Raw genomic sequence first — 11,681 nt, 5'->3', positions numbered from 1 at the left:
CGGCAGGGCCGAAAGACACAACCTCGGTCCTCGATGAGGGCCTGGCAGGGCGAGCCCGCGAGCACGTCCGCGGGCCCTGACCCCGCGCTCCGGCCCGAGTCACCTCAGCGAACGGTGACGACCAGCCCGTGATCACCGTCGTCACGGTGGTAGACCACACAACCGGCTCCCGTCCGCGAGTCGGCGAAGAAGACGAACCGCGACCCGGTCAGCTCCAGCCGTTCGACGGCCTCTTCCACGGTGAGCCGCGGAGCGGGCAACGGGCTGATCGAGATCGCCGCGCACATCGGGGCCGGCAGATCCGGCCGTGGCACTAGCTGAGCGAGCCGGTAGCCGTCGCGGGTCCGGTGCACGACGCTGTCCTGGCCCGTCGTGGCCTCGGTGAACAGCAGGAAGTCATGGTCGAGGTCCACCATGTCCACCACCGCCTCGTCGGGTAGCGCGCGCCCTGTGGCGAAGGTCCGTACGATCCGCCGCTGCCTGTCCGACCGGCCCGGCGAGGAGCGGTGCCCGTAGTGGCGGCCCCTGCGGTTCTCCCAGTCCCTGGTGGCCTCAAGCAGGCGCGCCCGGAGCCTGTCCGCGAGCAGGTGGATGGCAGCACGCGTGGACCGGGCGCCGGCCTCTGCCCTGATGAGCCGCCCCTGGACGTCCAGCACGGCCTGGGCGGTGCATCGCCTGGCCGCGCCCCGCGATCCGGGCTCGTCGGTGAGCTTGACCCGAGCGTCGAGCACCGGCTCCTGCGCGAGCCTGGCCAGATCGGCCACGATCTCCCTGGCCCGCCGTACGTCGCCGGACCGGATCCCGCCACTGATCTTGACCTGCACTGCGGCGGGATCGAGAGCGATGGGCCTGTGCCTCATTCGTAGCCACCTTCTTCGCGTCCGTCGGTGATGCCTTCACCCTCTGACCAGTCCGAATGCGGCCACCAGGGACTTTGGTCCCGCTCCGCGCCGACATCGGCCCCTGCGACAGCAGGGACGAAAGGGACCGACGGGATGCCCATTGCCGGGTGCCGAACGGACTTTGGCCCCTGCTCCCGGACGGCGGCGGGCGACAGGGTGGTTCACATGCGCATCCTCATGACGGAATCGGCCCCTTCGCATGGTGCGGTGGCGGCGGCACTGCTGGCCCTCGACGAACATGACGTGGCCTACTGCCACCCACCTGAGGCGCGGCCCTCCCCCGCGCCGTGCGCCGGGATGCGGCCGGGCGGCCGCTGCCCGCTGGCCGACGGGGATGTCGACCTGCTGGTGGACATCAGGCTGAGTCCGGGACCGTTCACCCTCAGAGAGGCCGGGGTCATGTGCGCCCTGCGCGCGCAGGTTCCCGTCCTGGTGGCCGGCACCCCGCCCGAGGGGACGGCGCTGGACGAGCTTGTCTCCACCTGCCACCCGGCCGACCTGGTCGCGACCTGCGCGCAAACGGTCTCGCCCACCGGCCCCGCGGCGCGCCGGGCCATCGCCGAGGCGGTGCGCCCTCTGCTCCGTACCAGGGGGACCCGACCACAGGTGCAGCTCGCGGAGGTGGACGGCGCGGTGCACGTGTACCTGTCGTTCCTGAGCGAGATCAGCGCCGCCCTCGCCGACGAGGTACGCCAGGAGGCCGCGCGCGCGTACACGCGGGTGACCCACGGCCGCTTCTCCGTCGTCGCCCACGTGGCGCTTCTGGCCGGAATCCAGAACGCATCCACGGGGTTCTAGGCCAGGAAGGCGCGGACCGCGTCCTGGAAGGCTCGTGGCTCCTCCGAGAAGACGAAGTGCCCCGCCTCGGCCACCTCCACCGGCTTGGCGTCGGGGGATCTGCCCGGCCATGACACCACTGGCGACGGGCGGGCACGCCCAGTCGTACCGGCCGGTGACGACCAGCGTGGGCGTCAGGGCCGGAGTCGTGTCGCACAGGACCTGCGACGGCTGGACGAACTACGTGACCCGGCGGCCGTTGGTCCCGCGTCCGCTCGCCCCCGTTCGACCTGCTCCGAGGCTTGAAGCGGACCCGGGACCGGAAGTCACCGCCGCTTGTGCGCACACGTGGCGGACCGCGCCCGGACGATGGCCCGCGCGGTCAGCAGGGCGACGACGGCGACCATCTGCCCACCGGCGATGATCTTGTTGATGTCGACGGCCGGTCGCCAGCGCACGTCTCCGTCCTTGATGACGAACACGCCCGCGGGTGCGGCGCCGAGGCCGAACCCGCCGCCGTTGCCCTCACCCGGCCGCTCACCCTCCTGCTTGCCGCTGCCGCCGCCACCTCCGCCGCCGATGCGGGCGACCGGGATGACGGTGACGCCGTTGCGCACGACCGGTTCGCCGAAGACCCGATCGACCCGCGCCACCTCCTTGACCGTGCCGCTCACGTCGATGCCGTCCATCGCTCCTCCTTGATTCGATGACGGGGTGTTGCGCGTCGTCCTGACAACGGTCCTGAACGGCGCGTCCTTTCCTCATCGTGGACGTCGCCGCCGCGCCCCGGACAGGGACGAAAGTCCCTGGACGCCGGGCCGACGGCCTGTCGAAAGGCTCATCCACGCTCAGGCCGCCGCCGCGTCCACGCACCAGCGGTCCGACCGCCTGCGCACGCGGCTCGGCAGGCACCGCGGCCCGTCTCGGGTGCTAGAAGTGGCGCCGGTAGCCGGCGGCCGTGTGCAGGCGGCCCACCGCCATCGCGCCGGCAGCCTGGCGAGGCAGGACGCCGTCGGCCGACACCCGGTCGACCAGCTCGGCCGTGTTGGCGTGGAGCTTCTCCTCGATGGCCGCGAACGCCTGCGCCCTGGTCCCGCCCGCGTACTCCATCGCGGCGCAGATCACGCCGCCGGCGTTGGCGATGATGTCTGGCAGGCACAGCACCCCGCGCTTGTGAAAGATCCGCTCGGCCTCCGGCGTGGCGGGAATGTTGGCCCCCTGCAGGACGACCTTGGCCTGAACGCGGGAGGCGTTCCGCTCGGTGAAGACGTCGGGTCCGGCGGCGGGCACCAGCAGCTCGCACTCCAGCCACAGGATGTCGTCCCGGTCCACGGCCCTTCCGCCGGGGAACGCCGACACCGGCTTGCCCGCCCGCTTGGTGGCCAGCAACGCCTCGACGTCGAGGCCCTCCTCGCGATGGACGGCTCCCTCGGCGTCGGAGACGGCGATGACACGGGCGCCTCGTCCGGCCAGGTTCATCACCACGTGAGTGCCGACGGCGCCGAAGCCCTGCACCACGACGCGCGCCCCGGCCAGGTCGATCAGCTTGTCGGCGGCCAGCGCGTCGACGCAGCAGGCCAGCCCGTACCCGGTCGCGCCGAGCTCGTCCAGCGGGATGCCGCCGAGCACCGACGGCAGTCCGACCGCCCGGCCGATCTCGTCGTGCACGAACGCCATGCAACCCTCGTCGGTCCCCATGTCCGGCCCCGGGATGTAGTCGGTCAGCTGCTCGATCGCGCGCGCGAAGGCACGCATCTCACGTTCACGCGGCGCGCCGTCCATGCTCGGGGCGAGGTAGATGCCCGACTTGCCGCCGCCGTGCGGCAGACCCGCCGCCGCGTTCTTCAGCGTCATCGCCCTGGCCAGCCTGGAGACCTCCGCCACCGAGACCGCGGGCGACAACCGGACCCCTCCGATGGCCGGTCCGAGCGCGACGTTGTCCACCACGACCACCGCGGCCATGCGCGGCATCGGCCGCAGGAACACCACCTTCGCCGGGCCCAGTTCGTCGGCGTACCAGGCGGCCCTGATCTCAGGCTGCACGGGTCTCACCTCCATGTTCAAGATCGTCTGTAACTCCACCCTCACAGAGGGGCGTACGCGACGAACGAGGCGAAGGTCCCGGACACGGTGCCGTTGGTCACCGGATGACGACGTAGAGCACCACCCCCACGCCGGCCAGGATGAGCCCGTACATGACGAGGCCCTTGATCCACGCGGTGAAGCCGCCGACCACCCGATGCCGATAGCCGACGAACCGGTCATGGGCGTCCCTGGCGGCCTGCCGGTAGGTGCCCAGTGTGTAGGCGGCCACCACCGCGATCAGCAGCACCACCCATAGTTAAGGGGTCATGGCAGACCTCCTTCCGGGCCGGCTCGGGCTCGAAGCGGCCCGGCCGGGCGCAGTACTCGCCTATCGCCGCGGCGAACTTCGCGGCGTGGTAACCGTCGGCGTAGCGGTGGTCGAAGGTCGCCGTCAGCGGCAGTACGGGGCGCACGACGACCTCGCCGTCCCGGGCCACCGGCTGGTGACGTACGGCACCGACGAGCACCAGGACGGGCACCCGGTAATAGGCGGCCAGCGGTGAGTAGGCTCGGCTGATCCCCCACATGCCCACCGAGGTCACCATCGCGCCGCCGAACGCCTGCCGAGGCAGACCGAAGCGCCGCAGGTCCAGGTTGAGATCGGAGGTCAGCCAGGCCGAGATCGTGAGCACGTGCCGCAGCAGCCATCGGGGCACGTACGCCATCAGGGCCTTTCCGCGACCCAGCTCGGGGTCCACACCGGACTCCAGGGAGGCGCAGCGGGCCCGTAGCTCCCCGGCGATCTCGGTGGCCGCCTTGCGGTCGGCGTCGCACACCTTGATGCCGGTCAGCTCGTGTCCCTCGCCCGTCGTCACGATGAAGAAGACGTCCACGCTCTCGCGCCTGCGCATGTGGCCGCGCGCCATCCGGACCCGCAGCTCGGGCACGGTGGCCAGCGCGTGCGCCACTGCCCGTCCGACCAGGTGGGTCACCGTGAGGCGCACGCCCGTGCTGCGGCGGACGGCGTCGATGTGGGCCAGGATGGGCTCGGCGTCCAGGTCGAGCTCGCCGTAGAACTGCGGGTCACGCGGCGGACCCCAGGTCGCCGCCGCGAGCCTGCGCCAGTCGTTCCTGCGCGATGACATACCTCCATGGCAGCCGCTGGAGCCGTCGCGGACAGCGGTCGAACGTCACCATCTCTCAGGACTTGGACCAGGACCAAGGTCCCGCGGCCGGCCCGGCTCAGGAGGTGCCGACCACCGCGATCGGGCAGGGCGCGTGGCGGAGGAGGGAGTTCGTGGCGCCGCGCTTACGTCCGACGACCACGAGGGTGGGGTGCTCGGTGCCGTCGTACGGCCGGACGCGCACGCCGGGATGACGGGCCGCAGGCTCCGTCAGGTCGGCCGGTGACATGATCGGCAGCTGGCGCAGGGCCGCCTCCCCGAAGGCGAACTCCAGCACGGCCGCCTCGGGGTCCTTGCCCGCCACGACGATCGGGCCGGGGTTCGTCGGCGCGGGCAGCGGGCCGGGGCCGCGTACGATGATCACCGGGCAGTCAGCGTGGGCGGCGACGTACCCGGCGACCGAGCCGACGACCGCGCGGGGCAGCGCGCTCAGGCCGCGGGAGCCGACCACGATGAGTTCGGCGCCACCGGAGATCTCGACGAGCCGCTGCGCGGCCGGGCCCTCGTACAGGTCGGTGTCGACGCGGACGCCCGAGCTGCTGGAGCGGGCGCACTCGGCGCCGTGCCACAGCACGTGTTCGGCCGCTTTGCGCAGGTGGGCCTTGGCGTCCTCGTCCGCGTCGCCGTACGGCCACTGCCAGGCGTGGGCGACGGTCAGCGGCAGCTTCCTCAGCTCGGCCTCGTCCAGCGCCCAGTCCAGGGCCTGCATCGAGAAGTCCGAGCCGTCATAGCCGAGCACGATGTCCTTCATGCTCCCAGCCTCACGCGCGCACGGGCCGGCGGGCAGGGACCTTGGTCCTCAAGGGCGAGGGCCGTCCGGCACGTCATCGGCACCGGCCACCGCCGGCACCGCGAACCCGGCGATCTCCCCCAGTGTGGCGGCCTTGGTCCAGCGCCACCACAGCCGCCGCGGGCTGCTGGTCACCGCGCGCACGTCCCCGTCCCGCAGGTCCGGGACCTTGGCCGCCGCCCCCACAGCAGGTAGGCGACGGGCCCGACCGGCTGGACGAAGATCGCAAGCCACCACAGGCCCTTACGCCCGCGCACGTCACCGGCGGGCCGGAAGCAGAGATCCACCGCGGCCGCCGTGGTGAGACCGACCTCCACCGACGCCAGGGCCATCAGCGTCCCCTGCCGCCTCTTCGACATCTCGTTCCAGCGCATCGGGATCTCCCCTCACTTGTTCCTCGGTCCGATCGCGGGCCGGCGGGCGGGCTCCACCCGCATGCGCAGGCGCACGATCGTGCCCTGCGGGCTCGTGACGAAGCCGACCTCGTCGGCCAGCCGGCGCATCAGCCAGATGCCTCTCCCGCCGGGAGCGCCCGGCGGCGGGAGGGAGCCCTCGGCGAGGGTGCGGGCGGGGATGCCCGCCCCCGTGTCCTCGACCTCGCACAGCAGGCCGTCGTTCTCCCGCCACAGACGGAGACTGCCCTGGCCGCCTCCGTGCGCCAGCGCGTTGATCACGCATTCGTTGACCGCCATGAGGAAGTCCGTCAGCCGCTCGCCGGCGAGCCCCTGTTCCGACGCCCCGTGGTGGAAGGCGTCGCGCGTGCTCGCCAGGCACCTCTCGTCGAAGTGCCTGGCGAACAACAGAACGGCGTCCATGTCATGCCATCCGCTGGGCCATCTCGACCAGGCGGTTGGCGTAGCCCCACTCGTTGTCGTACCAGCCGAAGACCTTGACCAGGTCGCCGCTCGCCTGGGTCAGCGCGGAGTCGAACACGCACGACGCGGCCACGCCGATGATGTCGCGCGAGACCAGCGGATCAGTGCTGTAACGCAGAATGCCCCGCAGCCCACCCTCGGCCGCCGCGGCGAAAGCATCGTTGACCTCCCGCACACTCACCTCACGACCGAGCTGAGCGGACAGATCGGTGATCGAGCCATCCTCCACCGGCACCCGGATCGCGACCCCGTCCAGACGCCCGTCCAACGCCGGCAACACCTGACCCACCATCCGCGCCGCACCCGTCGTGGTCGGCACCATGTTCACCGCCGCCGACCGAGCCCGGCGCGGATCCTTGTGCGGACCATCCAGCAACAACTGATCACCGGTGTAGGCATGAATCGTCGTCATGAAACCGCGCACCAGCCCGAACCGCTCATCCAGCACCTTCACCATCGGCGCCACACAGTTCGTCGTGCACGAGGCCAGCGACACGATCTCATGCCGATCCGGATCATAGGCCGCATCGTTGGCACCCGGAACGATGGTCACATCCAGACCCTTGCCCGGAGCCGACAGCAGCACCCGGCGCGCACCGGCCTTCAGATGAGCGGCCAGGACGTCGCGGGTACGGAAACGGCCGGTAGCCTCGATGACCAGCTCCACATCATGAGCCCGCCACCCGATCGCAGCAGGATCACGATGCGCGCTGACAGGGATGACCCTGCCACCGACCTCCAGCGCCCCCGCACAGACGGTGACCGGCACATCCAGCGGCCCGTACGTGGAGTCATACCTCAGCAGATGAGCCAGCACAGCCGCGTCAGTCACATCGTTGACCGCCACGACGTCCAGACCGGTACGCAGCGCGCACCGCAGAACCGCCCGGCCGATCCGCCCGAAACCATTGATACCTATTCGCATACCCGCATCGTCTGATCGCCCAGCGGGTCCCGTTAGAGGCGTCGGTCCCGCCGGCGGTGGGACCTTCGGCAGCCCAGGTCGCACAGCTATCTGGATGGGTTCCCGCCCCGCGGCCCGCCGGCAGAGGCCAAAGGACTCGGCCCCATCGGCCGCAAGACCCGTTCCACTTGCCGATGCCGTCGACAGCGGGACCAAGGTCCCTTCTGCCGAGGCGGCCGCACGCTCACGCTGAGGACAGGAGGAAGAACAGAGGTGGGTGATCACGATGATGTGGTGGGACCACAGCGGTATGAACAGCTGGAGTTACGCGCTCATGATCCTCAGCGCCCTGCTGCTCTGGGGTCTGCTGGTCACGGTGATCGTGCTGGCGGTCCGCCAGGCGAGCAGGAGCGCCCGCACCGGACCGGCGGCCGGATCCGCGTCGCCGACCGCCGAGGAGCTTCTGGCGCAGCGCTTCGCCCGCGGCGAGATCGACGCCGAACAGTACCACGCCGACCTGCGGATCCTCCGCGAGAGGCACGACCACCCCCTCGCCACGTGACCCAGCGGCCGGGCGGCCGGGTCCAACGGCCGCGCATCGAGGACCTTAGGCTCCTGCCTCGTGCCCTCCAGGATGCTGCTCTGGAATCATGGAGACTTATCCCGTACGCGTGGAGGCCCGCCTCGAAGAGCCGCTCAACCGGGGCCTGTGGCTGGTCAAGTGGCTCCTGGCCATCCCGCATTACATCGTGCTGAGCCTGCTGTGGACCGCTTTCGCCGTCCTCACCGTGGTCGCGTTCTTCGCGATCCTGTTCACCGGCCGCTACCCGCGGACGCTGTTCGACTTCAACCTCGGCGTGCTGCGCTGGACGTGGCGGGTGGCGTACTACAGTTACGGCGCCCTGGGCACCGACCGCTACCCGCCGTTCAGCCTGGGCGCCGAGCCGGACTACCCGGCCACCCTGGACATCGCCTACCCCGAACGGCTCTCGCGCGGGCTGGTGCTGGTCAAGTGGTGGCTGCTGGCCATACCGCACTATCTGATCGTGGGCCTGTTCACCAGCGGCAGCGTCATCTCCTGGCGCGGTGACCTGCCCGACTCCGGCGGCGTGTTCTACACCCTCGACTGGGGCGGCCTGATCGGCCTGCTCGTGCTCATCGCCGCCCTTTTCCTGCTGTTCACCGGCCGCTATCCGCATGGTGTGTTCGATCTCGTCATCGGCATGAACCGCTGGGCGCTGCGCGTGGCCGCGTACGCCACCCTGATGACGGACGCCTACCCGCCCTTCCGGCTGGAACAGGGCGGCCAGGAGACACCGCGGCCGGAGGCGCCCCGGGCCGCGCACGCCCAGGTCAGGCACGGCGCCGGCTCCATCGTGACCATCACCCTCGGCGCCCTGCTCGCCTTCGCCGCGATCGGCACCGCCGCGGCGGGCGCCGGCGCGGCGGTGCTGAGCCAGTCACGTGACGGCGGCTTCCTCACCACCGCCTCCGCCCGCGTCAGCACCTCCACCTACGCGCTCACCACCGACCAGATCACCATCAGCGAGCCGGGCGCGACCGCGCTACGCACCCTCGCCGGACGGATCCGCGTGCAGACCGGCGACCCGCACCTGTTCATCGGCATCGCCGACCGCGCCCGCGCCGCCTCCTACCTCGACACCCTGGCCTACGACCAGGTGACCCGTCTGACCCCCGACAACGCCGGCTACCGGCGACACCCCGGCTCGGCACCCGCCACTCCCCCGGCCGCACAGACCTTCTGGACGGTCAGCGGCCAGGGAAGCATCATGTGGGACATCGAACCAGGTGACTGGACACTGGTGGTGATGAACACCGACGGCTCCGCCCGGGTCACTGCCGACCTCACGCTGGCCGCCACCCTCCCGGGGCTGACCGGCGTGACCACCGCCCTGTTCCTCACCACAGGGGTCCTGCTCATCGCCGGATTCATCCTGATTCTGGTCGGAGTACGCCTCGCCACCGCACCCGCCGACCACCCGAGACAACCCGCGCCCGTCCCTTGAACCGCGTCGACCGATCGTGAGCGCCGTGAGCTCCGCCCTCGGGGTGCCCGTCATCACGGCGACCGTGAACGTCGCCATGGTGGGCATCAGCCGGCCGTGAGCACTGCCGGCGCGGCTTCTCCGAGTCCTGCTCGGAGGGCTGCCCGGCCTGCTCCGCCGCCGGGGACAGGCCCACGCATCACGCTGAGCGTGTCGTGCCCGCCCGCACGGCCCGCACCATGCGAACAGTGCCGTCACGAAGACGTGACGGTCGTGAAGGAGGTACTGCCATGAACGGATCGAAGATCCTCGTGGCCTTCGGGAGCAGGAACGGATCGACCGCGGGCATCGCCGGCATGATCGCGGACCGGCTCGTGGCCGAAGGGCTGAAGGCGGAATCCCGTCCGGCGGACCAACTGCGCGACGTCAGCGCGTACCGTGCCGTCGTGCTCGGTGGCGCGTTGTACAACGCCCGCTGGCACCCGGCGGCCCGCAGGTTCGCCCGCAGGCACGAGCAGGCACTGCATGGCAAGCCGGTCTGGTTGTTCAGCAGCGGGCCGCTCGACCGTTCCGCCGACACCGAGGACATCCCGCCGGTACACCACGCGGCTGGGGCTGTGCGCAAGCTCGGCGCACGTGAGCACGTCACCTTCGGCGGTCGCCTGACCGGCGAGGCCAAGGGCTTCATCGCCCGGTCGATCGTCCGCAACGGCCGCGGTGGCGACTTCCGCAACCAGGAACGGATCGAGGAGTGGGCCCGCAAGATCGCCGCCGAGCTCCGCTGACGCGCCTCGTCGGCTCTACCGGGCTCAGCGCGCCTTTTCCGGCACGGTGAGAACCATCGCGGCGCGCACCCCAGGCCAAGCACACCTGCAATTCGGGTGTCGGCCGCTGAAGTGGCGACCTCCGCCCCCGCGGCGGTCACCGCTCGCCATCACCTCCGCCACGAGTCGTTCAGGCCAGTTCGACGCTGATCTCGGGCGGCTGGTGCAGGGTGTTGTGCACGGTGCAGTGCGAGGCCACCGCCAGCAGTCCGGGCCTGCGCTGCTCGGGCACGCCGGAGGCGGAGACGCGCAGGCGGATCTCTCGCACGCGGGCGGGCCGGTCGGTGGCCATGGTGAACTCGGCGCTCACCCTCAGGTCCTGACGCGGTAGCTGGTGGCGGTCCAGGTAGCGGCCCGCGTAGAAGGCGACGCAGGCGGCCAGGGAGGCCACGAACAGCTCGGTGGGCGTGGGGGCGGCGTCGTCGCCGTTCAGGTCGGCGGGCTGGTCACAGAGCAGGGTGTGCTGCCGGACGGTGATCGCGTAGGCTTCTCCGCCGGCGTGGGTGACCTCGATGCCCTCCGTCGCCCTGCCGTCTGCGGCGGCGGCCTGGGCCAGCAGGGTCGTGGCGAGGCGGCGGCTCTCGGCCGGGGTGAGGCTGAGCCAGGCCCTGTCGTGGTCGTGGGACCGCAGGCCGACATCGAGAGTCACCCTGCCGGGCGGATGCCCGTCGCCGGAGAAGGGCAGGTTGCCGACGACGATCTCGCGTCCGCAGTGCGTCGTCATGCGCTGGTGCGCGGCATTGTCATGGGTGGTCATGGCGATCTCCTCAGGGGCAGGTGGACGGTGAAGGTGGCTCCGCCGCCCGGCTCGGAGCGGGCGGTGACGGTGCCGTGATGGGCGGTGATGAGCTCGCGGACCACGGCCAGCCCGATCCCGGAACCGGAGACCAGAGCGCTGGAGCGGCCTCGCCAGAGGCGGTCGAAGACGTGCGGCAGGTCCTCGACGGGGATACCGGGGCCGGTGTCTGCCACCTCGACGACCGCTTGGCCGCCGTCGGCGCGGACGGTGAGGGCGACGGTGTCGTGCGGGGCGCAGTAGCGGGCGGCGTTGTCGAGCAGGTTGCCGATGGCCTGATGCAGGCGATCAGGGTCGGCGCGAACGACGACGGCTTCGGAAAGGTCAGCATGCACGTCGAGGCCGGCGGCGCGCAGCCGCGGTTCGGCGGCGTGAAGCACCTGGCCGGCGAGTTCGGCCAGGTTCACCTCGCGCGGGCGCAGCGACAGCGCGGCGGACTCGGCGGCCGACAGCTCGGCCAGGTCGCCGACGATGCGGCCGAGCCGCAGCGCCTGGTCGTGCAGCACGGCCAGGCGGGCCGGGTCCGGCTCGGCCAGGCCGGCCCCCACCTCCTCCAAGCCCGCCTGCAGCGCGGTGAGCGGCGTGCGCAGCTCGTGGG

Annotated in this window: 17 protein-coding genes; 4 read left to right on the top strand and 13 right to left on the bottom strand. The window is 71.3% G+C overall.

Annotated elements, in window-relative coordinates; translation table 11 throughout:
* Positions 1 to 104 precede the first annotated feature (104 nt).
* Positions 105 to 860 carry a sigma 54 modulation/S30EA ribosomal C-terminal domain-containing protein gene (locus tag ABFX54_RS54220; protein WP_346115169.1) on the bottom strand — a complete coding sequence of 252 codons (756 nt, stop codon included), beginning with the start codon at positions 858 to 860 and terminating at the stop codon, positions 105 to 107.
* A gap of 207 nt (positions 861 to 1,067) precedes the next feature.
* Between ABFX54_RS54220 and ABFX54_RS54215 the strand changes: the two genes are divergently transcribed.
* On the top strand, positions 1,068 to 1,700 hold the full coding sequence (locus tag ABFX54_RS54215; protein ID WP_346115168.1) for a hypothetical protein: 633 nt from the start codon (positions 1,068 to 1,070) through the stop codon (positions 1,698 to 1,700).
* Here ABFX54_RS54215 and ABFX54_RS54210 read toward each other — a convergent pair.
* The 10 genes from ABFX54_RS54210 to gap form a co-directional block, all read right to left on the bottom strand.
* Complete coding sequence (locus ABFX54_RS54210; protein ID WP_346115167.1) at positions 1,697 to 1,819, bottom strand: alpha/beta fold hydrolase; 123 nt, start codon at positions 1,817 to 1,819, stop codon at positions 1,697 to 1,699. The genes ABFX54_RS54215 and ABFX54_RS54210 overlap by 4 nt on opposite strands.
* A gap of 186 nt (positions 1,820 to 2,005) precedes the next feature.
* The gene (locus ABFX54_RS54205; RefSeq protein ID WP_346115166.1) at positions 2,006 to 2,368 is read right to left on the bottom strand and encodes a spore germination protein GerW family protein; all 363 of its coding nucleotides are present in this window, start codon (positions 2,366 to 2,368) and stop codon (positions 2,006 to 2,008) included.
* 241 nt (positions 2,369 to 2,609) lie between these two features.
* Positions 2,610 to 3,737 carry a Glu/Leu/Phe/Val family dehydrogenase gene (locus ABFX54_RS54200; RefSeq protein ID WP_346115165.1) on the bottom strand — a complete coding sequence of 376 codons (1,128 nt, stop codon included), beginning with the start codon at positions 3,735 to 3,737 and terminating at the stop codon, positions 2,610 to 2,612.
* 82 nt (positions 3,738 to 3,819) lie between these two features.
* Positions 3,820 to 4,011: a hypothetical protein gene (locus ABFX54_RS54195; protein ID WP_346115164.1), complete on the bottom strand. Its 192-nt coding sequence runs from the start codon at positions 4,009 to 4,011 to the stop codon at positions 3,820 to 3,822.
* Entirely contained in the window at positions 3,941 to 4,849 is a 909-nt protein-coding gene (locus ABFX54_RS54190) for a 2-oxo acid dehydrogenase subunit E2 (RefSeq protein ID WP_346115163.1), read from the bottom strand. Before ABFX54_RS54190 ends, ABFX54_RS54195 begins: the two co-directional genes overlap by 71 nt.
* A 97-nt stretch (positions 4,850 to 4,946) precedes the next feature.
* Positions 4,947 to 5,639, bottom strand: a complete 693-nt coding sequence (locus ABFX54_RS54185; protein ID WP_346115162.1) for a universal stress protein — start codon at positions 5,637 to 5,639, stop codon at positions 4,947 to 4,949.
* A gap of 48 nt (positions 5,640 to 5,687) precedes the next feature.
* Complete coding sequence (locus tag ABFX54_RS54180; RefSeq protein WP_346115161.1) at positions 5,688 to 5,813, bottom strand: hypothetical protein; 126 nt, start codon at positions 5,811 to 5,813, stop codon at positions 5,688 to 5,690.
* Complete coding sequence (locus ABFX54_RS54175; RefSeq protein WP_346115160.1) at positions 5,810 to 6,052, bottom strand: PLD nuclease N-terminal domain-containing protein; 243 nt, start codon at positions 6,050 to 6,052, stop codon at positions 5,810 to 5,812. Before ABFX54_RS54175 ends, ABFX54_RS54180 begins: the two co-directional genes overlap by 4 nt.
* Positions 6,053 to 6,064: 12 nt before the next feature.
* A complete protein-coding gene (locus ABFX54_RS54170; RefSeq protein WP_346115159.1) occupies positions 6,065 to 6,493 on the bottom strand; it encodes an ATP-binding protein in 429 nt (142 codons plus the stop codon).
* A gap of 1 nt (position 6,494) precedes the next feature.
* Positions 6,495 to 7,478: a type I glyceraldehyde-3-phosphate dehydrogenase gene (gap, locus tag ABFX54_RS54165; RefSeq protein WP_346115158.1), complete on the bottom strand. Its 984-nt coding sequence runs from the start codon at positions 7,476 to 7,478 to the stop codon at positions 6,495 to 6,497.
* 289 nt (positions 7,479 to 7,767) lie between these two features.
* On the opposite strand from gap, the gene ABFX54_RS54160 reads away from it, so the two are divergent.
* The 3 genes from ABFX54_RS54160 to ABFX54_RS54150 all read left to right on the top strand — a co-directional run bounded on the left by ABFX54_RS54160 (position 7,768) and on the right by ABFX54_RS54150 (position 10,248).
* Positions 7,768 to 8,019 carry an SHOCT domain-containing protein gene (locus ABFX54_RS54160; RefSeq protein WP_346115157.1) on the top strand — a complete coding sequence of 84 codons (252 nt, stop codon included), beginning with the start codon at positions 7,768 to 7,770 and terminating at the stop codon, positions 8,017 to 8,019.
* A gap of 88 nt (positions 8,020 to 8,107) precedes the next feature.
* A complete protein-coding gene (locus ABFX54_RS54155) occupies positions 8,108 to 9,484 on the top strand; it encodes a DUF4389 domain-containing protein (protein ID WP_346115156.1) in 1,377 nt (458 codons plus the stop codon).
* A gap of 269 nt (positions 9,485 to 9,753) precedes the next feature.
* Complete coding sequence (locus ABFX54_RS54150) at positions 9,754 to 10,248, top strand: flavodoxin domain-containing protein (RefSeq protein ID WP_346115155.1); 495 nt, start codon at positions 9,754 to 9,756, stop codon at positions 10,246 to 10,248.
* 169 nt (positions 10,249 to 10,417) lie between these two features.
* Here ABFX54_RS54150 and ABFX54_RS54145 read toward each other — a convergent pair whose 3' ends face one another.
* Together ABFX54_RS54145 and ABFX54_RS54140 are read right to left on the bottom strand one after the other, a co-directional pair.
* The gene (locus ABFX54_RS54145; protein ID WP_346115154.1) at positions 10,418 to 11,044 is read right to left on the bottom strand and encodes an OsmC family protein; all 627 of its coding nucleotides are present in this window, start codon (positions 11,042 to 11,044) and stop codon (positions 10,418 to 10,420) included.
* Positions 11,041 to 11,681, bottom strand: a 641-nt coding sequence (locus ABFX54_RS54140) for a sensor histidine kinase (protein ID WP_346115153.1), incomplete at its 5' end; no start/stop codon positions are given. The genes ABFX54_RS54145 and ABFX54_RS54140, both read right to left, overlap by 4 nt.

It is taken from the genome of Nonomuraea maheshkhaliensis, from assembly GCF_039529435.1.
Classification (GTDB): domain Bacteria; phylum Actinomycetota; class Actinomycetes; order Streptosporangiales; family Streptosporangiaceae; genus Nonomuraea; species Nonomuraea maheshkhaliensis.
Note: the sequence above shows the minus strand (reverse complement) of the source record. Positions and strands in the feature narration are given on the sequence as shown.